Origin of the sequence: Gluconobacter frateurii, assembly GCF_002723955.1 — a bacterium.
In the GTDB taxonomy this organism is placed as follows: Bacteria; Pseudomonadota; Alphaproteobacteria; order Acetobacterales; family Acetobacteraceae; genus Gluconobacter; species Gluconobacter frateurii.
Genome location: NZ_BEWN01000001.1, coordinates 565236 through 586689, shown reverse-complemented (window position 1 = coordinate 586689; position 21454 = coordinate 565236). Strand labels below are relative to the sequence as shown.

General features: G+C 57.2%; 18 protein-coding genes. 5 read left to right on the top strand and 13 right to left on the bottom strand.

From position 1 onward, the window contains the following. Positions 1-17 precede the first annotated feature (17 nt). The 3 genes from GFR01_RS02745 to GFR01_RS02735 are packed head-to-tail and all read right to left on the bottom strand — an operon-like array spanning position 18 to position 2586. Positions 18-584, bottom strand: coding sequence for a hypothetical protein (locus tag GFR01_RS02745; RefSeq protein ID WP_063904130.1), 567 nt, complete (start codon positions 582-584; stop codon positions 18-20). A 3-nt stretch (positions 585-587) separates the two neighbouring features. Continuing rightward, entirely contained in the window at positions 588-1520 is a 933-nt protein-coding gene (mreC, locus tag GFR01_RS02740; RefSeq protein WP_099181178.1) for a rod shape-determining protein MreC, read from the bottom strand. A 16-nt stretch (positions 1521-1536) separates the two neighbouring features. Then, positions 1537-2586, bottom strand: a complete 1050-nt coding sequence (locus GFR01_RS02735) for a rod shape-determining protein (protein WP_007283695.1) — start codon at positions 2584-2586, stop codon at positions 1537-1539. Positions 2587-2882: 296 nt separating this feature from the next. Between GFR01_RS02735 and GFR01_RS02730 the strand changes: the two genes are divergently transcribed. Then, the gene (locus GFR01_RS02730; RefSeq protein WP_063904132.1) at positions 2883-3140 is read left to right on the top strand and encodes a hypothetical protein; all 258 of its coding nucleotides are present in this window, start codon (positions 2883-2885) and stop codon (positions 3138-3140) included. A 45-nt stretch (positions 3141-3185) separates the two neighbouring features. After that, positions 3186-3653 carry a hypothetical protein gene (locus tag GFR01_RS02725; RefSeq protein ID WP_099181177.1) on the top strand — a complete coding sequence of 156 codons (468 nt, stop codon included), beginning with the start codon at positions 3186-3188 and terminating at the stop codon, positions 3651-3653. Positions 3654-3673: 20 nt separating this feature from the next. Here GFR01_RS02725 and GFR01_RS02720 read toward each other — a convergent pair whose 3' ends face one another. From GFR01_RS02720 to GFR01_RS02710, 3 genes are all read right to left on the bottom strand, one after another. Continuing rightward, positions 3674-4441 carry a sulfite exporter TauE/SafE family protein gene (locus tag GFR01_RS02720; protein ID WP_099181176.1) on the bottom strand — a complete coding sequence of 256 codons (768 nt, stop codon included), beginning with the start codon at positions 4439-4441 and terminating at the stop codon, positions 3674-3676. A gap of 113 nt (positions 4442-4554) precedes the next feature. Then, positions 4555-6123, bottom strand: coding sequence for a 2-isopropylmalate synthase (locus GFR01_RS02715; RefSeq protein ID WP_099181175.1), 1569 nt, complete (start codon positions 6121-6123; stop codon positions 4555-4557). Positions 6124-6329: 206 nt separating this feature from the next. After that, positions 6330-7175, bottom strand: coding sequence for an N-acetylmuramoyl-L-alanine amidase family protein (locus GFR01_RS02710; protein ID WP_244902123.1), 846 nt, complete (start codon positions 7173-7175; stop codon positions 6330-6332). A 545-nt stretch (positions 7176-7720) separates the two neighbouring features. Between GFR01_RS02710 and GFR01_RS02705 the strand changes: the two genes are divergently transcribed. Beyond that, complete coding sequence (locus GFR01_RS02705; RefSeq protein WP_244902122.1) at positions 7721-10462, top strand: Rne/Rng family ribonuclease; 2742 nt, start codon at positions 7721-7723, stop codon at positions 10460-10462. A gap of 68 nt (positions 10463-10530) precedes the next feature. Here the strand turns inward: GFR01_RS02705 and GFR01_RS02700 are convergent, their stop codons facing one another. From GFR01_RS02700 to xseA, 4 genes are all read right to left on the bottom strand, one after another. Beyond that, positions 10531-11385, bottom strand: a complete 855-nt coding sequence (locus tag GFR01_RS02700) for an NmrA family NAD(P)-binding protein (protein ID WP_099181172.1) — start codon at positions 11383-11385, stop codon at positions 10531-10533. Positions 11386-11487: 102 nt separating this feature from the next. Next, entirely contained in the window at positions 11488-11841 is a 354-nt protein-coding gene (locus GFR01_RS02695; RefSeq protein WP_099181171.1) for a zinc ribbon domain-containing protein YjdM, read from the bottom strand. A gap of 85 nt (positions 11842-11926) precedes the next feature. After that, positions 11927-12289: a hypothetical protein gene (locus GFR01_RS02690; RefSeq protein ID WP_099181170.1), complete on the bottom strand. Its 363-nt coding sequence runs from the start codon at positions 12287-12289 to the stop codon at positions 11927-11929. 45 nt (positions 12290-12334) lie between these two features. Continuing rightward, positions 12335-13828, bottom strand: a complete 1494-nt coding sequence (xseA, locus tag GFR01_RS02685) for an exodeoxyribonuclease VII large subunit (protein ID WP_099181169.1) — start codon at positions 13826-13828, stop codon at positions 12335-12337. Positions 13829-13904: 76 nt separating this feature from the next. Here xseA and purD point away from each other — a divergent pair, with 76 nt between their 5' ends. After that, entirely contained in the window at positions 13905-15134 is a 1230-nt protein-coding gene (purD, locus tag GFR01_RS02680) for a phosphoribosylamine--glycine ligase (protein ID WP_099181168.1), read from the top strand. Positions 15135-15182: 48 nt separating this feature from the next. Next, positions 15183-16310 (top strand): hypothetical protein, encoded by a 1128-nt coding sequence (locus GFR01_RS02675; protein WP_099181167.1) that lies wholly within the window; start codon positions 15183-15185, stop codon positions 16308-16310. 29 nt (positions 16311-16339) lie between these two features. Here the strand turns inward: GFR01_RS02675 and GFR01_RS02670 are convergent, their stop codons facing one another. The 3 genes from GFR01_RS02670 to polA are packed head-to-tail and all read right to left on the bottom strand — an operon-like array spanning position 16340 to position 21402. Then, complete coding sequence (locus tag GFR01_RS02670; RefSeq protein ID WP_099181166.1) at positions 16340-17983, bottom strand: ABC transporter substrate-binding protein; 1644 nt, start codon at positions 17981-17983, stop codon at positions 16340-16342. Between the two features lie 6 nt (positions 17984-17989). Beyond that, entirely contained in the window at positions 17990-18598 is a 609-nt protein-coding gene (locus tag GFR01_RS02665; protein ID WP_063904143.1) for an SCO family protein, read from the bottom strand. A 14-nt stretch (positions 18599-18612) separates the two neighbouring features. Further along, a complete protein-coding gene (polA, locus tag GFR01_RS02660; RefSeq protein WP_099181165.1) occupies positions 18613-21402 on the bottom strand; it encodes a DNA polymerase I in 2790 nt (929 codons plus the stop codon). Positions 21403-21454: the final 52 nt, after the last annotated feature.

The window sequence follows — 21454 nt, the reverse complement described above, 5'->3', positions numbered from 1 at the left end:
GCGCGAAAAATGCGCCGTCAGGCCTGATCGGGATTGGCAAACGTGCGGCGACCCCAGACAAACAACGCAGTCAGACTGGGATAGATACCGATAGTCAGCGCAGCCTGAAAGAGGCCCGGCGCGGGAGATAATAGCGCAAATGCATGGACGCAGACGAGAGCCCACTGAAAAAAGGATGCCAGCGCCGCAAAAAAGCTGAAAATTAGCCAGCAGGACACAAATCCTAGACGGGACAAGCCGTATCGCCAGTGATGGGCGACGCCATAAATGACCAGCAGGGACAAAAGAACTGCGCCAGGCGGCCCGAAACTGAAAAGTTCTACACTCAGTCCACAGAGAAAGACCGCCCAGGCTGGCATGGATTTGGGCCGACTGAACGCCCAGAACCAGACTGTGCACATGGCAATTCCGAACTGCAGCTCAGGCTGTCCCGGAATACCGAATGGGGCAGAAAGCAGGACTGCAACCAGAACAATAAACAGCGAAGGCATCGCAGCCCGCGCCAAGATGTCCAGACGCCGACGCAGTGTTTGCCTCGGTTCAACAGCGGAGTGCAGGTGGGGCGTAGAGTTCTCGGCAACCATAACTTATTGCCCTCCCTTCCCTAAACTCTCCGGCAGCCCAGGAAGTCTCGGAAAAGGCAATCCGCCAGGTAGAGTTGGTTCGGCCGTGGGACGCCGTACCTTCACCCGGCCTGGTGCATCCGGCGCCTGTCCGCCATCGTCTCCGTAATCAAATACACGAACGATATCCAACCGCCGCAAATCGGCGTCCGGCATTACAACGGGTCGATTAGGCGCCAGATAATGCACAGTACCGATCGGCAGACCGGCCGGCATGGCGCTCTGACCACGCGTTTCGACGCGCTCTCCCTCAATAGGATGATGATCCTGCGGGTAATAAATCAGACGCGGAGTATCCGTATCGTCGCCAGCCATGATGGCGTCCCCACGAGACGCCGCGAGGGTGACGGGGATACGGCTGGCGTCATCATTGATCAACAGAACACGCACGGTATGCGGCCCAATCTCCGTTACACGCCCTAGAAGACCGGCCGAGTCGAGTGCAACATCGCCCGTATGCACCTGATGACCGCTTCCGACATCCAGCAGAACGGCACGGGAGTAAGGTCCCCCATCATCACGAGTCACGCGCCCCGTCACATATTGTGGAGCGCTTTCCGGAATCCAGTGCAGACTGTTTTTCAAACGCCCATTTTCGGCGGCTAATGCCACTGCCACATCATACCAGTGCCGTAGGGCACGGTTCTCATCGCGCAGACGGGCATTTTCCTTGGCGAGATCTGTCGCGCCCCGGAGATCGACCAGCCACTCCTGAACACGCATCTGCGGGTACACAAGCGCCTGATAGGCTGGGGCAAGAATATCCGTAGCCCTCAGACGCACCCCATCCACTACCGGTCGCCGGACCAGCCCGAGCAGCACCAGCGCCACAGCCAGCAGGATCAGGACAGGCAGGGCCGCTCTCGCAAGCACCTGCCGGGTGTGGATGGAAAACACCGGGAAAAATCCGGGTTCAGTACATGCTGCTCAGCACGCTGCGCAGCCGGCGCATTTCTTCCAGCGCACGACCTGTTCCCAGCGCTACGCAGGAAAGAGCATTTTCAGCAACAGTGACCGGGAGACCCGTGTAGAGACGTAAAACCTCATCGAGGCGATACAGCAGCGCCCCACCGCCCGAGAGAACGATACCCTTGTCCACAATATCGGCAGCCAGTTCCGGCGGCGTGTTCTCAAGAGCCGTCGTCACCGCATCCACGATCTGCATGACCGGTTCAGCAAGGCTTTCGGCAATCTGGGCCTGACTGACCATCACTTCCCGCGGAACACCATTGATGAGGTCACGTCCCTTGATTTCCGTAATCGGACCATCCGGGTTGGACGGATCATCCGGCATCATGGCCGCACCAAGCTCGATCTTAATCCGCTCTGCCGAGCTTTCACCGACCAGAAGGTTATAGGTCTTGCGGATATAAGAGATGATGGCTTCATCCATCTTGTCCCCGCCCACACGAGCAGAACGCGCATAGACAATACCGCCTAGGGAAATAACCGCCACTTCCGTGGTGCCACCACCGATATCGACGATCATGCTGCCAGAAGGCTCGGTCACAGGAAGACCAGCACCGATAGCGGCAGCCATCGGCTCCTCAATCAGCATAACCTTACGGGCGCCAGCACTCTCCGCACTTTCCTGAATGGCGCGGCGTTCAACAGCCGTAGCGCCAGACGGAACACAGATGATGATCTGCGGACTCGCGAAAGCACGGCGGTTATGCACCTTGCGAATGAAGTGCTTGATCATCTCTTCAGCGACTTCAAAGTCCGCAATCACACCATCGCGCAGCGGCCGAATAGCCGTGATGTTGCCAGGCGTACGCCCCACCATCTGCTTGGCTTCATTTCCAACCGCCAGAACCTGCTTTTTGCCACGCACTTCGGCAATGGCGACAACAGACGGCTCGTCGAGCACGATGCCCCGGCCTTTGACATAAACAAGCGTATTGGCAGTGCCGAGGTCGATCGCCATGTCAGCAGACATGAGACCCAGCAGACGAGAAAACATCCAAAACTCCTGGCGCGGCTCTGAGAGCGGAGAGATCACAGAGTATAATGCGGGGCGGGCTCCCCGCGGGTGGACTTAACGGTGCAGCCGCCGTTCAGCAAGGGTTCCGTGCAGTATAATGTCGTCAAACAGGAACAACTTTTCATCACACACCTGTCAGACATGGAAAAAAATTTTCTCCCGCCTCAATCCTGCCACCCTTCAGTCACGTTTCCCGCGTTACCACTAAATGGAATTATCCGTTCTTCCTTTCTTAAAGATGAACGAAGAACGGAACACACGACAGGACTGGACACATGACCAACACCAAGACACCACGCCTTCTTGCTGCTCTGGCACTTTGCGGAGCCGCTCTTGCCGGGTGTGGCAATCCGTACGACAGTGGTGCCCGTGCAGGCTCTGGCGCCCTGATCGGCGCAGGCGCAGGCGCAGCGCTGGGCGCAATTGCAGGTGGCGGTAGCGGTGCAGCTATCGGCGCACTGGCAGGTGGCGGCACAGGCGCTGCAGTCGGCGCGGCAACCACGCCAAGCCAGCGTTCACGGAATGGCTACTGAGTCTGATACAAGACCGGTTGACCATGATATCTAAGGATTTGTGACATGAGGTCCGTTATCGCCCGCCCCGCTCTCAGGGGAATGGCCCTGGTGGGAGCCTTCGCGACCGTTCTTTCACTTGGCGGCTGTCAGGGAAATTATGATCCGGGCTCCCGAGCCCTCGGTGGCGGCCTTCTTGGCGGCGGCACGGGCGCGGCTATTGGCGCACTTGCAGGTGGCGGTCGCGGCGCGGCGATCGGCGCACTCGCGGGTGGTGCTCTTGGTGCCGCCACAGGCGCCGTAACAACTCCGAACCGTCCGGGGTACCAGCAGGGCGGATACCAGAACGGATATCCCCAGCAGGGTGCATATCCACAACAGGGATACCCGCAGTACCCGCAGCAGAATGGTCAGTACCCGACCTATCCGCAACAGCAGCAGTATCAGTGCCCACCGAACACGAACTGCCAGAACGGATATCCGCCGCAGGGCTACAACAACGGTTATCCTCAGCAGAGCAACTACGGCTACTAAAACCTGAGGGCTTCCGGAGTTCAGATCATCCGGAAGCCAATGACAGCCAAAAGGATACCCAGCACCCAGCGCTGGGTATCTTCATGCAGTTTACCCGCGCAAAGCGTTCCCAGAATAATTCCTGGAATTGACCCTAAAAGCAGCGCGATCAGAACAGCCGTATCAACGGCCCCCTCCAGCCAATGCCCACCACCTGCAATCAGCGTGAGCGGAACGGCGTGCGCAATATCAGTTGCGACGAGAGTCCGCATATTCAGGCGCGGATAGAGCATTGTCAGGGCCGCCATTCCAACGGCTCCGGCTCCGACTGAAGACAATGTCACCAACGTCCCCAGAAGGACGCCCAACAAAACCGTCAGCACCGTTTCCGACGTCTCACTCAAGGGTACACGCCCTTCCGCCCATTTCCTCAGCTTCGGCTTCAGAAGAATGGCCGGTGCCGTCAGAAGAAGCGCGACCCCAAGAACAATCCGGATCAGTCTTGATGCAGAATCTGACATACCTTCATGATGCAGAAACAGCAGGCACAACAGACTGGCAGGAATACTGCCGGCCATCTGCCAGCCGACAATCCGCCAGTTCACAACCCCCATATGACGGTTGAGCCCGGTTCCAACAATTTTTGTAATGGCTGCGTAAAGAAGATCTGTTCCGACAGCAGACTGAGGTTTTGCGCCGAAAATCAGAATCAGCAGCGGCGTCATGAGGGACCCTCCCCCCACTCCGGTCATGCCTACCAGAAAGCCTACAAATAGACCCGACGCCGTATAGAGCCACGAATGCGGCATAGCTGCCCCTTCCAAATTCAGAAGGCGACAATATCAATCGTGTTATTTTTGTCCAGATCCTTAAAGAACTATAATTATTCGTTCTTTAAGGATCTCTCATCGGTCGTGAAGATTCAGAGCGCTTCAGGCTCGGTGCGCTCACGCTTGGTCAGCAGTTTGTTCAGAGCATGGATATAAGCACGCACCGCAGACACAACCGTGTCTGCATCAGCACCCTGGCCGTCCACAAGCTTGCCGTTTTCCTGCAAACGGACGGTGGTGCGGGCCTGAGCATCCGTCCCTTCCGTTACATTTGCCACGGAGAACAGTGCTAGTTCAGCAGAGTGCGGGAAAGCTTCACCAATAGCCCGGAATGCCGCATCAACCGGCCCGTTTCCGCTTACGGCTGCATACTGGATGGCACCATCGACACTGATTTCCAGCTTGACCTGAGACTTCTGCTTCGTGCCCGAAGCAACCTCCAGAGAGATCAGGTGAATGCGCTCATGATCACGGCTCTCGTCATCCACCAGCGCACAGATGTCGTCGTCGAACACGACCTTCTTGCTGTCAGCCAGATCCTTGAAGCGCGCGAAAGCAGCGTTCAGGGCCTCTTCTTCCAACGGCGGGTAACCCAGCTGAGCCAGCTTGTCGCGGAATGCGGCACGGCCGGAATGCTTGCCCATCACCAGTGAGCTCTTGTTCCAGCCCACGCTCTCCGGCGTCATGATCTCATAAGTGGCTGCATTCTTCAGAACACCGTCCTGATGAATACCGCTTTCATGCGCGAAGGCGTTGCGACCAACGATGGCCTTGTTCGGCTGCACGTCGAAGCCGGTAATCGTCGCCAGCATCCGGGACATGCCCAGCAGCTTCGGCGTCTCGATGCCGGTCACCTTGCCGTACTGGTCGTGACGCGTCCGCAGCGCCATGACGATTTCTTCCAGCGCAGCATTACCAGCACGCTCGCCGATACCGTTAATCGTGCATTCGATCTGGCGTGCGCCACCTTCGACAGCGGCCAGCGTATTGGCAACGCCCAGACCCAGATCGTTGTGGTTATGCGTGGAGAAAATCACCTGATCCGCACCCGGAACACGCTCACGCAGCATGGTAAAGATGCGGCGCATTTCTTCCGGCGTCGCAAAGCCTACGGTGTCAGGGATATTAATGGTGTTCGCACCATTCTTGATGGCGACTTCCACGCAACGACACAGGAAGTCCGGGTCCGTGCGGGAGCCATCCTCAGCAGACCATTCCACGTCGTCCGTGTACTGCCGAGCCTTCTGGTTACCAGAGGCAATGATGTCCAGAACCGTTCCCGGCTCCATCCGCAGCTTGTACTTCATGTGCAGCGGAGACGTGGAAATGAAGTTGTGAATACGGGAACGTTCAGCGCCCTTCAGGGCTTCACCACAGGATTCAATGTCGCGCTTGCCACCACTGCGAGCCAGCCCACAAATGACGGAGCCACGCACCTGCTCAGCAATGCTGCGCACACTCTCGAAGTCGTCCTTGGAGGCAACCGGGAAGCCGGCTTCGATCACATCCACACCCAGAGCGCTCAACGCATGGGCCATGCGGAGCTTCTCTTCGAGGTTCATGGAGAAACCGGGGGACTGTTCACCGTCACGCAACGTCGTATCAAAAATGATAACGCGGTCGTCGGAAATCGTACCGAAGGACGGATGTTGGAAAGTCATGTCTTGATCATCTCGCTGGTCAGGAAAATTTCTGGTCTGTCATCCCCTGAACGCAACGGAACGCTGCCCGCCTAAGATATGGCGTTCAGGGGCCGATAAGTCGAAGCGAGAGGATCGAAAGAAATGTCATGGCGACGGAAAATGTCCGATTCTTTCGTTATGCGCAACCCACATGACTAAAAACTCTGCTCTGCATTCTTTCAGGGTCAGCCCGTCATCAAACCAGGCTGCGCGGAAAAGTATCGGTCAACGGCGGTTTTCATCGCACTCGCCACCTGCGTTCGGTGAACGGCCTGACGCAGGGCCGCTTCATCCAGCCGGTTGGACATGAACCCCATCTCAACGAGAACAGACGGAATCTCCGCAGATTTCAAAACAACAAAAGCCGCATGACGGGACGGATGAGTCAGCAAGCCAATCCGGTTCCGGAACGCCCCGACCACACTTGATGCCATATGCGCGGAACCTCGCCGCGTTTCTTCCGAAACAAGGCTGGACAGGATCTGCTGCACATCAGGGGACATCCCATGAAACGCAGGTCCACCAAACCGGTCCGCGCTGTTTTCCTTCTGGGCAAGAGCCGCCGTCTGGGCATCCGACGCACCGCTGGAGAGCGTATAAACACTGGCACCACGAACATCGCGGTCATGCAGTGCATCCGCATGCATGGAAATAAAGAGATGCGCCTGATGCTGCTGGGCCAGCTCGACCCGCCCTTCCAGAGGAATGAACCGGTCCTCCGAACGCGTCATCGCGACCCGGTATTGGCCTGACGCAAGAAGCTGTCTTTGAAGTTCAGTCGCGGCCGCTTCCGCAATATGTTTCTCATAAGTACCGGAAACACCAATTGCTCCGGGATCCTTGCCACCGTGGCCGGGGTCCAACATGACAAGCGGCTTCGGGGGAGCAGCATTCCTGTGAACAGCTGGAGCATGAAGTGTACGGGCAGGAGGCGAATGATGCGTCAGATGCTTGGTGCGGGCGACTGCATTGAGCGGCGCTGCCGCTGACAGACAGGCAAGACCTTCCAGTACCGTGCGTCGCGTCAGCATCCGAATATCCTGCGTCTTTTCGATCGTTTCATGACCCCAAACAATACAGACACAGGACAATGTCTGAAACAAGGCAAAGCACCTTTTGGAGAGCCTGATAAAGCCAAGCTTGCCAGCGGCTCTTCTTTAAGTCATCCTGCACGCCAAGGACCTGAAGAGAGCGGTCCGATCGTATGTGGGCTTTTACCCTTTCCCCGCAACGCTCCCGCCTCCATTGTCCGAGCCGTGACGCCCCATCGTTTGACATGTGCCTGACATTTTCTGTGCCATGTCCTGATCGGGCTGCTCCGGCAGGATTAGTTCAGTCCGGCACAGGCTCACAACCTGACCGGAATGCGTTTTCATCCGGTACCAGACCGTGGGCCGGACGTCTGTCAGGGGTCGAATGTCACGCGACGTGATCACAGCCAGGAGCCTAGCCGGAACGGGACCAGATGCGTCCCGCGGACTGGCATTCCGGCTGATCCGCCCCCTCCACCCCGTACAATCAGGTGTTCCCTCTGGCCCAAAGCGCCACACTGGAACATCGTGGAGTTCAGTTTTCCATGACCAAGCGTATGCTTATCGACACCACACACGCGGAAGAAACGCGTGTTGTGGTCATGGACGGTGACCGCGTTGAAGATTACGACGTCGAGACATCGTCCAAGAAACAGCTCAAGGGCAATATCTACCTCGCCAAGGTCATCCGCGTTGAGCCGAGCCTTCAGGCCGCTTTCGTAGAATACGGCGGAAACCGTCACGGCTTCCTCGCCTTCAGCGAAATTCACCCGGATTACTTTCAGATCCCGGTTGCAGACCGCGAGAAACTTCTGGCCATCCAGGAAGAAGACATTGCGTCCGAACAGCGCACCGAACTTCCGGACAGTGAGGAAGAAACCGTATCTGACGACACGGACGAGACCGAAAACCAGGATCGTCGCGCCCCGGAAACCGTAGGCGGCGAACACGACACCGGCGAAGAGAGCGCAGCTTCACGTCGCACGGCCCGATTCCTGCGCAACTACAAGATCCAGGAAGTTATCCGCCGCAGACAGGTCCTGCTCGTGCAGGTTGTGAAGGAAGAACGTGGCAACAAGGGTGCAGCCCTGACCACTTATGTCTCCCTCGCCGGCCGTTACTGCGTCCTGATGCCGAACGCCCTGCGCGGCGGCGGTGTTTCCCGCAAGATCACGTCCGACACCGATCGTCGCCGTCTGCGCGACATTATTGCAGAGCTGAACCTGCCCAAGTCGATGGCTATGATCGTCCGGACAGCCGGTGCAGGACGTCCGGGGCCGGAAATCATCCGCGACTGCGAATACCTGCTTCAGCTCTGGGACGACATTCGCTCACATGCGCTGTCTTCCGTCGCTCCGACGCTGGTTTATGAGGAAGCAAGCCTCATCAAGCGCGCCATCCGCGATCTGTTCTCCAAAGACATCGAAGACATCATGGTCGACGGTGAAGCTGCCTGGAAGAGCGCACGTGAGTTCATGCGCCTGCTGATGCCGCACAACGCTGGCAAGGTGAAGCTGTGGCAGAACCGCGGCCAGAGCCTCTTCGCGCGCTACAACGTCGAAGGCCATCTGGATGCGATGTTCTCGCCAACAGCACGCCTGAAGTCTGGTGGCTACCTTGTCATCAATCAGACAGAAGCGCTGGTCGCGATCGACGTGAACTCCGGCAAATCCACGTCCCAGCGCAACATTGAGGAAACGGCTCTCAGGACCAACCTCGAAGCTGCTGAAGAAGTCGCACGCCAGTTGCGTCTGCGCGATCTGGCAGGCCTCGTCGTGATCGACTTTATCGACATGGAGAGCCGCCGTCACAACGCTCAGGTTGAGAAGCGCCTCAAGGAATCCCTGCGCACGGATCGCGCACGCATTCAGGTTGGGCATATTTCCCATTTCGGCCTGCTCGAAATGTCCCGCCAGCGTCTGCGTCCTTCCATTGCAGAATCCCTGCTGACGGTCTGCCCGCACTGTCAGGGAACTGGCTTCATTCGCGGCACCGAAAGCTCGGCTCTCCATGTACTTCGTGCCATTGATGAAGAAGGTACCCGTCAGCGCGCTGCGGAAATCGAAGTTCATATCGGATCGAGCATTGCGCTCTACATCCTGAACTACAAGCGCGACTGGCTATCAGACATCGAGCAGCGTCACCGCATGCGCGTAATCTTCCGCACTGAGGAAGACCTGCCCGCATCCGAGATGCGCATCGAACGCCTGCGCCCGCAGACAGCCGCTCCGGCTCATATCCCGACCCCGGCTGCAGCGCCTCAGACGGTGCGCACGATCGAGATCATTGAAGACGAAGCTCCGGCTCTTCCGCAGGCCATCGCTACAGAGGCTGCTCCGGCGCCTGTCCGGGCAGAAGAAGCTGACGTGGAAAACGGGGACGAGGAAGAAGGCAACAACGGTAATCGCCGCCGGCGTCGTCGTCGTCGTCGTGGTCGCCGGGATCAGTCTTCCGAGAACGAGACGGCTCAGGTCAACGCTTCTGATGATACCCAGAGCGAACAGCCTTCTCAGCCACAGGATGACGAAAACGGCGAAGTTGGGCTTATTCCAGGACGCCGCCGGACACGCTTCAAGCGCGTTCAGAAGGATGAAGATGCTGTTGCGGAAGCTCCCGCACCCGCTCCTGTGCAGGAAGAAGCTCCTGCCCGGCAGCAGTCCCGTCCGGCTCCTGTGCAGAACCAGCGCCGCCGTGAAGAGCGTCCAGCCCCACAGCGCAGCTATGTTGGCCCAACGCCCGCTGACCCGTTTGGTGGCAGCTTCGACATCTTCGATGTGATCGAACAGGCAGAGATGGAGCAGGCAGCACGTCCGCTTCGCACCTCTACGGCAATGCCAGCCCCGATCGCCATTGAGGAAACTCCGATCACCGTTGTGACGGAAACTGTGTCCGAACCTGCTCCGGAGGTTCAGGAAAAGCCAAAGCGTGGCCGCGGCCGTCGCAGCACGAAGGCTGTGAAGGCGGAAGTTGCAGCGCCGGTTGTAGTAGAAGGCACTGAGGTCGAGGCTCCTGCTCCCGTTGAAGCAGAGGACGCCACAGTCAAGCCGAAGCGCACCCGCGCCCGCCGTACGACCAAAGCCGCTGCCGCCCAAACTGAGAACGTGGCGGTTGATACAGCGGTTCAGTCCGAGGACGAGGCGCCGGCCAAGCCCAAGCGTACGCGTCGTACGACCAAGGCAACCAGAGCCAAGGCCGAAGACACGACCGGGGAAGACAGCGTCCTTCAGCCGATCAACATTGACGAACTTCCCCCCGCAACACGTCGCGTGGGATGGTGGAAGCGCTGAAAAGCCTCACCATAACGTCTAAAAAAAGCCGACCGGATAACCTCCGGTCGGCTTTTTTTATTACTCAGTCACCTACCCTGAAGAAAACGTCGCAGGCAGGTTTCAAGATCAGTCGGACCGCGGTGGGGGTCTATCGGCAACTCATAGTGCTGATGCACAAAAAGCCCCGTCATGGTGGCATAAGAACGGGCCGCCTCTGCGGAGAAGCCATTGGCAAGATAGGTCGCATACCATTCATCCTGCGGAACGGACTGCGCCTGAACAGACCGCCCCAGAAGATTAGTGAACACGTCTGCTACCTCTGTGGGTGTGTAAGCTTTCGGCCCTTCAATATTATAAATCCCGCCTTGCCCCTCATTAGAGAGCAGCATCTGCCCTGCAAAATGCCCGACATCTTCTGGCGCCACCATCGGGAAGGCCTGAGCAGATGGCAGGAGCATTTTCATCACACCCGTCACCTTGACCTCCTTCAGAAGTCCAGCCCAGTTACTCATGTAATAGGCAGCCCGCACAATACAGGTCGGTACATCAAGACGGAGTACACCCTGTTCCAATTCATAAAGAACACCCAGATCCCCGCAATGCTCACCGGGCTGGGCACCATACGTTGACTGCACCACCAGTTTCTCCAGACAGATGCCATGAAGCGCCGCCAGGATAGAGCGAACCGTTCTGCGCTCTTCAACGTCCGTATTACCCGATACGGCTGCGGGTGGATTCAGGACGAACACCCTGCGTGCCTTCTGAAACACAGCCTGCAAGGCGGACGTATCTGTTACGTCCAGAGCAACAGTCGAAAAGCTCCTGGCTAAAGTGGAACTGGCCCCACGACGGCTGACAACAGTTACCTCATGCCCTGCGGCCAGAAGGGTCTCTGTAACAGCACGCCCAACATGCCCTGTTCCACCAAGAATAACGTCCATGCTGCACACACACACCTTTTCCAAAAGCCGCCAGAACGCATTCAGCCCTCGCAGAAGATCCGCGAGGGCTGAATGAAAAAACCAGTCCGATCAGAACCGCAATCAGGACTTCTTGACGAATTCCGATTTGAGATTCATGGCGCCAATCCCGGTGATCTTGCAGGCAATATTGTGCCCGTCCGTCGCATTCACCAGACGGATGTTCTTCACCTTGGTTCCGCTTTTCACGACAAGCGAAGACCCTTTGACTTTAAGATCCTTCACAACGGTCACGCTATCCCCATCGACAAGAACATTCCCGTTCGCGTCCTTGATGACGGAACTTCCCTCACCCGCGTCGTCCTGGCCTTCTGCTTCAGGATTCCATTCATTCGCACAATCCGGACAGACCCAGAGGGTACCATCCGGATAGACATGTTCAGACCCGCATTTGGGGCACTTCAGATTATCAGTCATCACAAGCCTCACTCTTTTGTGAGGCGCATCTTAAAGCACGGTGACTGATAGGGAAATGCGACAGCTCAATCTGTGCCGAAAACTTTTACCGGCACACGCTCTTGTTGCCATCCGCCGCGATAAACGTTCCCGTCAAAGGCTCAAAACAGGCGTTCTGCGGACAGGACGACGCTGTACTTGCCAGCCCTTGAGCATAGACTGCCGCCCCAGCCTGATTGGCCTCATGCAGCGCCGTACCACACAGAGGCGTGTTTGTCGGTGCTGAGGGATCATTAAGCAGAACCTTTTGCCCTGTTGAGGGCGTTTCCTCAGCGAGACCCGGTGCAAAATCCTGTGGGGGGATCTTGTGTGCCGGAACCTGTGCAGCCGTTCGAGACGGCGCAGCAGGCTGTTCGGCACAGGCAGCCAGCAGAGGCAGGACAACAAGGCTCAACCAGAACGGACGCATGTGAACTCCGGATTACAAACCGGGCAACGGCCCGGCACTTCACGATTAAAGCCCGAGATCGCCCTGAGACGTCAGAGCATCCAGTTTTGCCCCACGTTCGCCGTCAGCGAAAGAGAGAACAATACGGTCATTGACGGGTGTAGCTTTTGCACTGGTTACTGGACGCCCCTTGCTATCCTGAACCAGCACGTAGCCACGGCTTAGAATAGCCTTGGGTGACACGGCTTCCAGATGACTTCCTAGTCCTTCAAGCCGTGCTTTCTGAAGACGAATGGTACTCTTGAGTGTCTCGGGAGACAAACGCTGTCGTTCCACACGACGATGAAACTGCTGGTCCGCCCTCTGCCATACTGTAACCAGCGCTGTATCCTCCCTCTGAAGCGCAGCCCTGCGACGTTCGATCATCAAAACTGGCGAGGGAAGCTGGCGCACCGGGGCCGCGAGAATGGCTCTCGCCCGACTGACGATCAGTTCTGGAGAAGGCAACTGATGCAGGGGCGCATCCAGCCGGCTGCGAACGCGCATTACGAAAGCCGGAAGAGCGAAATCAAGACGCTGTCCCCGATCATCCAGCCGCATCCGGGCTGTTGCCAGCAGAGAGGGCAAATCGGGTAGTCCGGCAGTGGCCTGTTCAAGCCGCCCGCGAGATACCTGCATGATCCGGGTGAGACCACCTGCCAGGCGCGCCGTACGATGCGCCAGATCGGCCACCAGTTCGGAGCGGAGCGGAACGGCCATTTCCGCTGCCGCTGTTGGCGTTGGCGCACGTCGATCGGACACCAGATCAATCAGCGTCGTATCCGTTTCATGCCCGACCGCAGAAATCACCGGGATGGGGCATGCCGCAACAGCACGCAGCACCCGCTCATCGTTGAATGCCATGAGGTCTTCAAGCGACCCGCCGCCACGTGCAACAATCAGAACATCCGGTCGCCGTGGCCTCTGCGCCATTCTTTCAATCGCTGCAGCAATCTGGGCTGCTGCCCCTTCCCCCTGCACAGCCACGGGCCACAGCAGGACATCACGCGGAAAACGGCGCTCGATCGTCGTCTTAATATCGTGCAGCACCGCACCCGCGCGGGACGTCACAACCCCCACGAGCGTAGGCAGGAATGGGATTGGCTTTTTCCGATCAGCTTCGAACAGGCCCTCTTCCAGCAGTTTCCGGCGCAAACGTTCAATGTTCGCCAGCAACGCACCTTCGCCCGCAAACTCCATGCGGTCTATGATGAGTTGGTAGCTGGACCGCTCGCCGTAAGACGAGACCTTCCCCGTCGCAATGACTTCGTTGCCGTTCTCGGGTGCCATCCCCAGACGGGACACCGTTCCACGCCAGATCACGCCGGAAATCTTTCCGCCCTCGTCTTTCAGAGACAGATAGACATGCCCGGACGGGTAGCGCTTGAGCTCCGTGACTTCTCCACGCACCCGAACGCGACCGAATCCACTCTCAAGCGTGCGCTTGATGGCTCCGGAAATCTCGGAAACTGAATATTGCGGCACATTCCCGCGTGTGGACGCGGCATCACTCTCCATCATGGCGCCAGTCTATGCTACGCACGCCGTCAGACGAAGCCCTGATCTCAGGGACCCGCATATGAAAAGGGAGAGCGGAATGCGCGTTTTGCTGGTCGGTTCCGGAGGGCGCGAACACGCCCTGGCAACATGTCTGGCGCGCTCGCCCAGTCTTTCGGCGCTTTATGCCGCTCCCGGCAACCCGGGCATGGCCTCTCTGGCAACGCTTGTTCCGCTAAAAGCCGATGACGTTGCAGGGCTTGTCGCTTTTGCAAAAGAGCAGAACATCGACCTGCTCGTTCCCGGCCCAGAGGCACCTCTAGTCGTCGGCCTGGCAGATGCCTGTGCCGAAGCTGGCATCCCCTGCGCGGGCCCAACCAAGGCAGCGGCCCTTCTGGAAGGCAGCAAAGCGTTCACCAAGGACGTTGCGGATGCCGCGGGTATTCCAACAGCAAAGTGGGAGCGCTTCGAAGACGAAGCTCCAGCCCTTGAATTCGTTCGCCGTCGCGGTGCGCCGATTGTCGTAAAAGCCGACGGTCTGGCGGCCGGTAAGGGCGTGGTCGTCGCCCAGAGTGTCGAAGAAGCGGAAGACGCCATTCGCAAGCTTGGCATGCCGCTCGTCATTGAAGAATGTCTGGTGGGCGAAGAAGTCTCGCTGTTCGCCTTCTGCTCGGACGACAAAGCCGTTCTGATCGGCGCAGCCCGCGACCACAAGCGTCTGGGTGATGGTGATACGGGGCCGAATACAGGGGGAATGGGCGCTATCTCCCCACCACCCGGCTTCGACCGTGCAGTACAGGAAAAGGCACTGGACCTCAGCGTCCGCCCGATGCTGGCGGAAATGGTGCGTCGCGGCGCACCTTTCCGGGGCGTGATTTTCGCTGGCCTGATGCTGACGAACGAAGGCCCAAAGCTGATTGAATACAATGTCCGCTTTGGTGATCCAGAGGCACAGGCACTCCTGATCCGTCTCAAGTCAGACCTGCTCCCCATCCTTGCTGCTCTCGCAGACGGCAATCTCGATCATGCCGCTGCCGAGTTCTCCGACGAAGCCTCCATCTCACTGGTGCTGGCTGCCAACGGGTACCCGGACGCTCCGAAAAAGGGCGGACGCATTTCGGGCATCGAACGCGCCGAAGCCGTCCCGGGCGTCTCGGTTTTCCATGCCGGAACAAAGCTGGTCGACGGCGTGCTGGTCGCTGATGGTGGGCGCGTTCTGACAGTCTGCGCCAAGGCTGCCACGCCAGAAGACGCGCGTCGTCTTGCTTATGAAGGCGCGTCAGCTATCCAGTGGGAAGACAAGATTTTCCGCACCGATATTGGGCTGTAAAAACGATAGGCGGTGGCTTTCGGACGTGGTGGGGGCGGAGATGAGAATATGACGTTGATCATTGCTGAAATTTACAACGCAACCCCCATTCTGTTAGGCGACACTGCGGTCTTTCAGAAAGAACCTTCAACAACAAGTGGAATTGAAGTCCCATTCGGAACGCCTTTAGTAGACATTCAATCCGCCCAACAAAAAATTATGCGCATAAACGCGTTCTTTGCTATCGGCGGCGCAGGAGACGCAGAAACAGTTCAAATTTTCTGTCGTCTACTCTCTGAATGCGCCACCCATTTGAACCAAATGGCTGATCTGTACGCTTTCGTTGAAAAGCAGCCGGTAGACTTCAAACCAGAGACTGAGATTGCTGGCGTTTTTTCTGGAAATCTTAAAGAAAAACCAGTCGCATTCCGAATTAATCTACGCCCACACCTTACTTTTACAGAACGAATAAGCACTGGAAAGCGTTTCCTCATAGGTTCTGAAACTGCTATCCGCGACGTAACGCGCTTTTTGGAGAACAGCAGAGAGGTTAAGCACGAGATCAGTGCCGAGCGCGACCCTGAAGATCGTTTGATAAGCCTCATCAATCTATTGATGAACTATGACCGCGGAACATCGGCCGCTGGGAAAAATGGTTACGGTCTCGCCTATAGGGCGATATGGCACGACAATCATGATTTCCAGGCCCTTCCAGCCTACTTATCAATATTTGGTGCAATAAAATCTGAAATATCATGGGATAAGAACGCGGTATCAGGCTGGATACCAAACTCGCAAGCATTTTTTTTACAGCATGATACTATAGATACTGTTACGATCATGGTCATTCAAAGTAATAAAGATGCCAGAATCTGGGAAATTCCTCCATTAACAGAAGAAAATTGTACGAAGGCGGAAATCACAAGACCTACAAAACCGATATTCCCCAAAGAAATTCCAATTGTTCTTTTACTCTGTGTAGATGTTCACATGCGGCTTCCTGGTGGTATTTTTCCAAAAATTGTTCCCATTATCTGCCTCTGGAGATTGGGAAAAAATCCTCTCCTACAGCTTGATACTTTTGTTCCACCCAAAGACCTTTATGAATTGATACCAGAGGAAGCCTTTTACACTATCATCGACAATGCTCTTGAAAAATATTTAGGTTTCATATCGAGAACAAATAAAAATATTTAATAACTCTTCTAGACATTTTTTCTCGAAATTTACTTCACCCAGACATGCGAAAACAGCATATGGTTCAAAAGCGTGGAGTAATAATTCCCCAGTCTTTTCGACACGAAATCAATGGTCTTCATCTGGATCATCGGCGCGCCCGGCATCTGCCGCATGATCTCATGCCCCGCTTCCTGCCAGATGGGCGCGGCTTTGGCTGGATCGGTCTGTGCCTTAGCCTGCTCAAACAGGCTCTGAACATGCTGGTCACAGAAGCCGGTAAAGTTCGGAGATATGGCGGAATTCGGATGGTAGTTATCACACCCGAACAGATCATCCAGAAACGTCGACGCGGACGGATAGTCGGCAAACCAGTAAGCCAGAGCGATCTGCACATGGTTGGCCGTATTCTGCTCGTAAGAGTCTGCCAGACCCGCCGTAATCGGTCGTAACTGCGCCTTCAGGCCAATTTGTTGAAGCACATTCCGCAGATACGTCCCCATGCCCAGTTCGATAGCGCGATTGGGGACAACCAATGTAACCGTCTGCCCTTCCGCGCCAGCCTCCCGAACCAGCCGCCGTGCCTCTTCAAGATTTTGCGGGCACGACAACCCAAGATCTGCACCCGGAATGCCGTGTGGCACCATCTGACAAAGTGGCTCAGAAATAGCGCTCCCACCGAACAGGATCGTCATGGCATGACGGTTCACCGCCAGATTGACCGCCTGCCGAACCCGCTGATCCATGAACGGTTTTTCGTGAACATTCATCGCCAGATAATAGAGACCAAGAAGCGGCTCTATATGCACTTGAGATGTATATTTCGCTCCCAGCTCTCCTAGCCGATCAGACGGCTTGGCATCCAACATCCAGTCATATTGTCCCTGCTCGACCGCCGTAATCTGCGCTTCGTCCGACAAGCCGAAACTGTATTCAATACGATCAACAAACCCATCCGTCTGCGCCTGCGGATTCCAGACGTGAAAGTAAGGGTTCCGTTCCAGCGATAGTCCGTGTTCGGGATCGTAATGCGTAAGCCGGTATGGTCCCGTCCCCGGTGCTGTCGCATTTCCCAGGTCATGGGACGAAATTCCGGCAGGCAGGATGACGGCATGGGGAAATGCCAGCTTGTAGAGAAACTCTCCATCCTGATGAGTCAGATGGAAAACAATTGTGCCATCCGGATGGCCTTCGACACCCGGCAACGTACAGTGATCCGGCGCATCCAGGCACTCTTTTGCCCCGACAATCCCACCATAAAACGACGCGGCCGTCGGGCTGCCAACCCGATAGATCCGACGGAAAGAGGCAACGACGTCCTCAACACGGACAGGCGACCCGTCTGAAAATTTCAGGCCAGATCGCAGATGTAGCGTCCATGTCAGACCATCCGGACTGATGGTGGGCATGGCTTCTGCCAGATCGGGCACAACATCCAGCCCTGAAGGACCGCGCGCCTCCCGGAACGTCAGCAGCGGGTCGTACATGTTGACGAACACCTGCATGTACTGCGTGCCGTAATTGACCTGCGGGTCCAGCGTACCGCCCGGACCATCAGCCGTCAGACGGAGCGTCCCTCCGCGATGCGGGCTACCGAGCGTCTGCCCACCCCAATCTGGCGGTGTCTCCTCCTGCGCAACAGCGGTTCCTGCCAGACACAGGGACAAAGCAAGAACCAAAGCAGACAGCCGCATCGTCACTCAGCGCTTTGCAAGCTGGCGCAGGCGCGCGATCAACGCATCAGCATCGCCCGTCGCATCAATCGTGCCCGCATACCGGGCATTCGGGTCCATGATGACGATCCGCGGGGCCGGAACGTAATGATCGCCCTCTTTCTCATCCGGCGCATGATATTCGGCCGTCATGGCCTTGATCATGTTCGGCGTTCCCGTGAACGGCATGACATGAGGCGCAACAGGAATAACGTAATTCCTAAGGGCTTCATTCTCATCAAACGGATCCAGGGAAACTGCCAGGGGCGAGACGCGCACGCCTTCCGCATGAAGCGCTTGATACGCCTGCTCCATGCTCTTCAGCACAGGCTGGCAGCGGTCTTCCGGGCAGTTCGTGTCGAAGAACCACACCAGCATCCAGGTCCCGTGGAAGTCCCCTTCCGTGACCGTGCTTTCCCCAAGGGAATCAAGACGGAAGCTGCCACCGACTTCATTTCCGTTGGACTGCACCAGCAGTCCCGGGCCGCCATGAGAGGCCAACTGGAAGCCAACCGCCCCCAGAACCGCCGCAACTGCCAGCACTCCCCAGATAATGCGATTGCTGACCCGCTTGCGGCGTTCGTGTTGGGTTTCCATGCTCGTTCAGTCTCTCAGTGTGCGTCAGCCCAGCTCGGGCCAATACCGGTTTCAACCTCAAGCGCCACATCCAGCTTTGCGGCACTTTCCATTTCCTGACGGACAAAATCCGCCAGTGCCTGTGCATCCTGCTCCTGAACTTCGAAGAGCAGTTCGTCATGCACCTGAAGCAGCATCTGCGCTTTCAGGCCCGTCTCAGGCAGCTTTCTCGCCAGACGCACCATAGCGCGCTTGATAATATCGGCAGCGCCACCCTGCAGCGGAGCGTTGATGGCCTGACGTTCCGCATAAGACCGGCGAGCGCCGTTCTTGTCCTTGATGCCGGGCACATAACAGCGGCGACCAAACGGCGTCAGAACGTAACCATGTTCCTTCGCCTCTTCCTTGGTGCGGTCCATATAGGCGCGGATACCGGGATAGCGAGCAAAATACGCATCAATATAAGAGCGTGCTTCACCCGGCGAAATCTGAAGTTGACGCCCCAGACCAAACGCTGAAATCCCGTAAATAATGCCGAAGTTGATGGCCTTGGCCCGGCGACGGGTCAGCGGATCCATGCCTTCAATGGGAATACCGAACACTTCGGAGGCCGTGCGGGCATGAATGTCCTGCCCAAGATGGAACGCCTCCAGCAAAGGCTCGATCTTCGCCACATGGGCCAGAAGTCGCAGTTCGATCTGGCTGTAATCCGCAGACACCAGAACATGTCCCGGAGCCGCCACGAAGGCCTTGCGGATCAGCGCACCTTCTTCCGTCCGGATGGGAATGTTCTGAAGGTTCGGCTCATTGGAAGACAGACGCCCGGTGGTCGTAATGGCCATCTGGAAGGACGTGTGAACGCGCTGCGTCCCCTGATCCATCTGCTCGACCAATGCATCAGCATAAGTCGATTTCAGCTTGGCCAACTGACGCCATGACAGGATCTTCTGCGGCAGGTCATGCCCCTGCTCCGCCAGCCCCTCAAGGACAGAAGAATCCGTACCCCATGAACCGCTCTTGGTCCGCTTTCCGCCCGGAAGCTCCATTTCGTCGAACAGGATTTCACCAAGCTGCTTGGGCGATCCAACATTGAAACTGCGCCCAACCTGTTCGTGAATATCTTTCTCGATCACCGCCATACGCGTTTCAAAATCGGCCGACATGCGCCGCAGTTCAACGGCATCCACCTTAATCCCGACGTCTTCCATATCCGTCAGGACTTCAATCAAAGGCCGCTCGATTTCTTCATACAGAGCCAGTGACTGACGAATACGTAACTGCGGACGCAGAACCTGCCACAGCCGCAGCGTGACATCAGCATCTTCCGCCGCATACGCGGTCGCCTGATCCAGCGGAACTTCGGCAAACGGAATGCGCTTGCGCCCCGTTCCCGTCACGGAATCATAAGTAATCGGCGTATGACCCAGATGGAGCTGCGACAGTTCATCCATGCCCTGCCCGTGCTCACCCGCAGACTGGGCATAGGAAATGAGCATCGTATCGTCGATCGGCGCAATTTCAGACAGACCGGCCTTACGGAACACCGTCAGATCATATTTCGCGTTCTGGAAGATTTTCAGAACAGACGCATCCCGCATCAGCGGCGCAAGACGCTCCAACGTTGCGGCACGATCAAGCTGCCGATCTGTCGGCTGATCGTCCGGCCCATCCTGCAACAGATCCCGCTTGCCTTCATGCAGGAACGGCACATAACAGGCCTTGCCCGGCGCAACGGACAGCGACAGCCCGACCATATTGGCCTGACGCGCATTGAGACTGTCCGTCTCCGTATCAACAGCGACGGCCCCAGCCGTTCGCGCCTCGGCAATCCACCGATCCAGCGTCTCGAAATCCGTAACTGTCTCGTATGGTCCATAAGACGCTTCAGAGAGCGTCACGGTCGGTGCTTCACCCTCCGCTGGCGCTGCCTTGGGACGAGGCGTGGGCCTCGGCTTTGCCGCCAAGCCAAGGCCCATCCGCTGGATCGTGGAATGGAAGCCCATCGTGTCGAGCCAGTCCCGGAGCGTTTCCTGAACCGGCTCACGGCACCCCAGTTCCTCAATCGGCTGCGGCAACGGCACATCGTCGGCCAGCAGAACCAGCTTGCGAGACATCCGGGCGGCATCCGCAAATTCAATCAGATTCTGGCGGCGCTTGGAGGCTTTCATGCCCTCCGCAGCATCCAGAACCTTTTCCAGCGTGCCATATTCATTAATGAGCTGGGCCGCGCCCTTCGCACCGATGCCCGGCACACCCGGCACGTTATCAGTAGAGTCCCCCATCAGGGCCTGAACATCGACAACCTGATCTGGCCGCACACCGAACTTGGCCTCAACTTCCGCTTCCCGAATCGGCTTCTGCTTCATCGGGTCCATCAGTTCGACGCCAGGGCAAATCAACTGCATCAGATCCTTGTCCGACGAGATGATCGTGCAGCGTCCACCCTGCGCCACAACAGCCTTGGCATAACTGGCAATCAGATCATCCGCTTCCCAGCCAGCCAGCTCAATCGAAGGCACATTGAATGCCGCCGTAGCATCCCGGATCAGCCCGAACTGAGGCCGTAGGTCTTCCGGCGGCTCCGCACGGTGCGCCTTGTATTGCGGGTAAATCTCGTTGCGGAATGTCTGACGACCGGCATCGAAAATGACGGCCAAATGCGTGCCAACATGATCACGTAGCAGGCGCGTCAGCATATTCGTGAAGCCATAAACCGCGTTGACCGGAACGCCATCCGGGCTGGTCATGGGCGGCAGGGCATGGAAAGCACGGAAAATGAAGCCGGACCCGTCAATCAGAACCAGATGAGGCGTTTCAGACGGCACGAATATCTCCCTTCTCGCCCGGAAGGGGCGGACGTTCTAAAATCCCCGCGAT

Excerpts from the sequence above, each read along its gene's own strand:
- GFR01_RS02745 (WP_063904130.1), bottom strand. The coding sequence starts at position 584 with ATGGTTGCCGAGAACTCTACGCCCCACCTGCACTCCGCTGTTGAACCG.
- GFR01_RS02735 (WP_007283695.1), bottom strand. The coding sequence starts at position 2,586 with ATGTTTTCTCGTCTGCTGGGTCTCATGTCTGCTGACATGGCGATCGAC.
- GFR01_RS02730 (WP_063904132.1), top strand. The coding sequence starts at position 2,883 with ATGACCAACACCAAGACACCACGCCTTCTTGCTGCTCTGGCACTTTGC.
- GFR01_RS02725 (WP_099181177.1), top strand. The coding sequence starts at position 3,186 with ATGAGGTCCGTTATCGCCCGCCCCGCTCTCAGGGGAATGGCCCTGGTG.
- GFR01_RS02720 (WP_099181176.1), bottom strand. The coding sequence starts at position 4,441 with ATGCCGCATTCGTGGCTCTATACGGCGTCGGGTCTATTTGTAGGCTTT.
- GFR01_RS02715 (WP_099181175.1), bottom strand. The coding sequence starts at position 6,123 with ATGACTTTCCAACATCCGTCCTTCGGTACGATTTCCGACGACCGCGTT.
- GFR01_RS02710 (WP_244902123.1), bottom strand. The coding sequence starts at position 7,175 with ATGCTGACGCGACGCACGGTACTGGAAGGTCTTGCCTGTCTGTCAGCG.
- GFR01_RS02705 (WP_244902122.1), top strand. The coding sequence starts at position 7,721 with ATGACCAAGCGTATGCTTATCGACACCACACACGCGGAAGAAACGCGT.
- GFR01_RS02700 (WP_099181172.1), bottom strand. The coding sequence starts at position 11,385 with ATGGACGTTATTCTTGGTGGAACAGGGCATGTTGGGCGTGCTGTTACA.
- GFR01_RS02695 (WP_099181171.1), bottom strand. The coding sequence starts at position 11,841 with ATGACTGATAATCTGAAGTGCCCCAAATGCGGGTCTGAACATGTCTAT.
- GFR01_RS02690 (WP_099181170.1), bottom strand. The coding sequence starts at position 12,289 with ATGCGTCCGTTCTGGTTGAGCCTTGTTGTCCTGCCTCTGCTGGCTGCC.
- xseA (WP_099181169.1), bottom strand. The coding sequence starts at position 13,828 with ATGATGGAGAGTGATGCCGCGTCCACACGCGGGAATGTGCCGCAATAT.
- purD (WP_099181168.1), top strand. The coding sequence starts at position 13,905 with ATGCGCGTTTTGCTGGTCGGTTCCGGAGGGCGCGAACACGCCCTGGCA.
- GFR01_RS02675 (WP_099181167.1), top strand. The coding sequence starts at position 15,183 with ATGACGTTGATCATTGCTGAAATTTACAACGCAACCCCCATTCTGTTA.
- GFR01_RS02670 (WP_099181166.1), bottom strand. The coding sequence starts at position 17,983 with ATGCGGCTGTCTGCTTTGGTTCTTGCTTTGTCCCTGTGTCTGGCAGGA.
- GFR01_RS02665 (WP_063904143.1), bottom strand. The coding sequence starts at position 18,598 with ATGGAAACCCAACACGAACGCCGCAAGCGGGTCAGCAATCGCATTATC.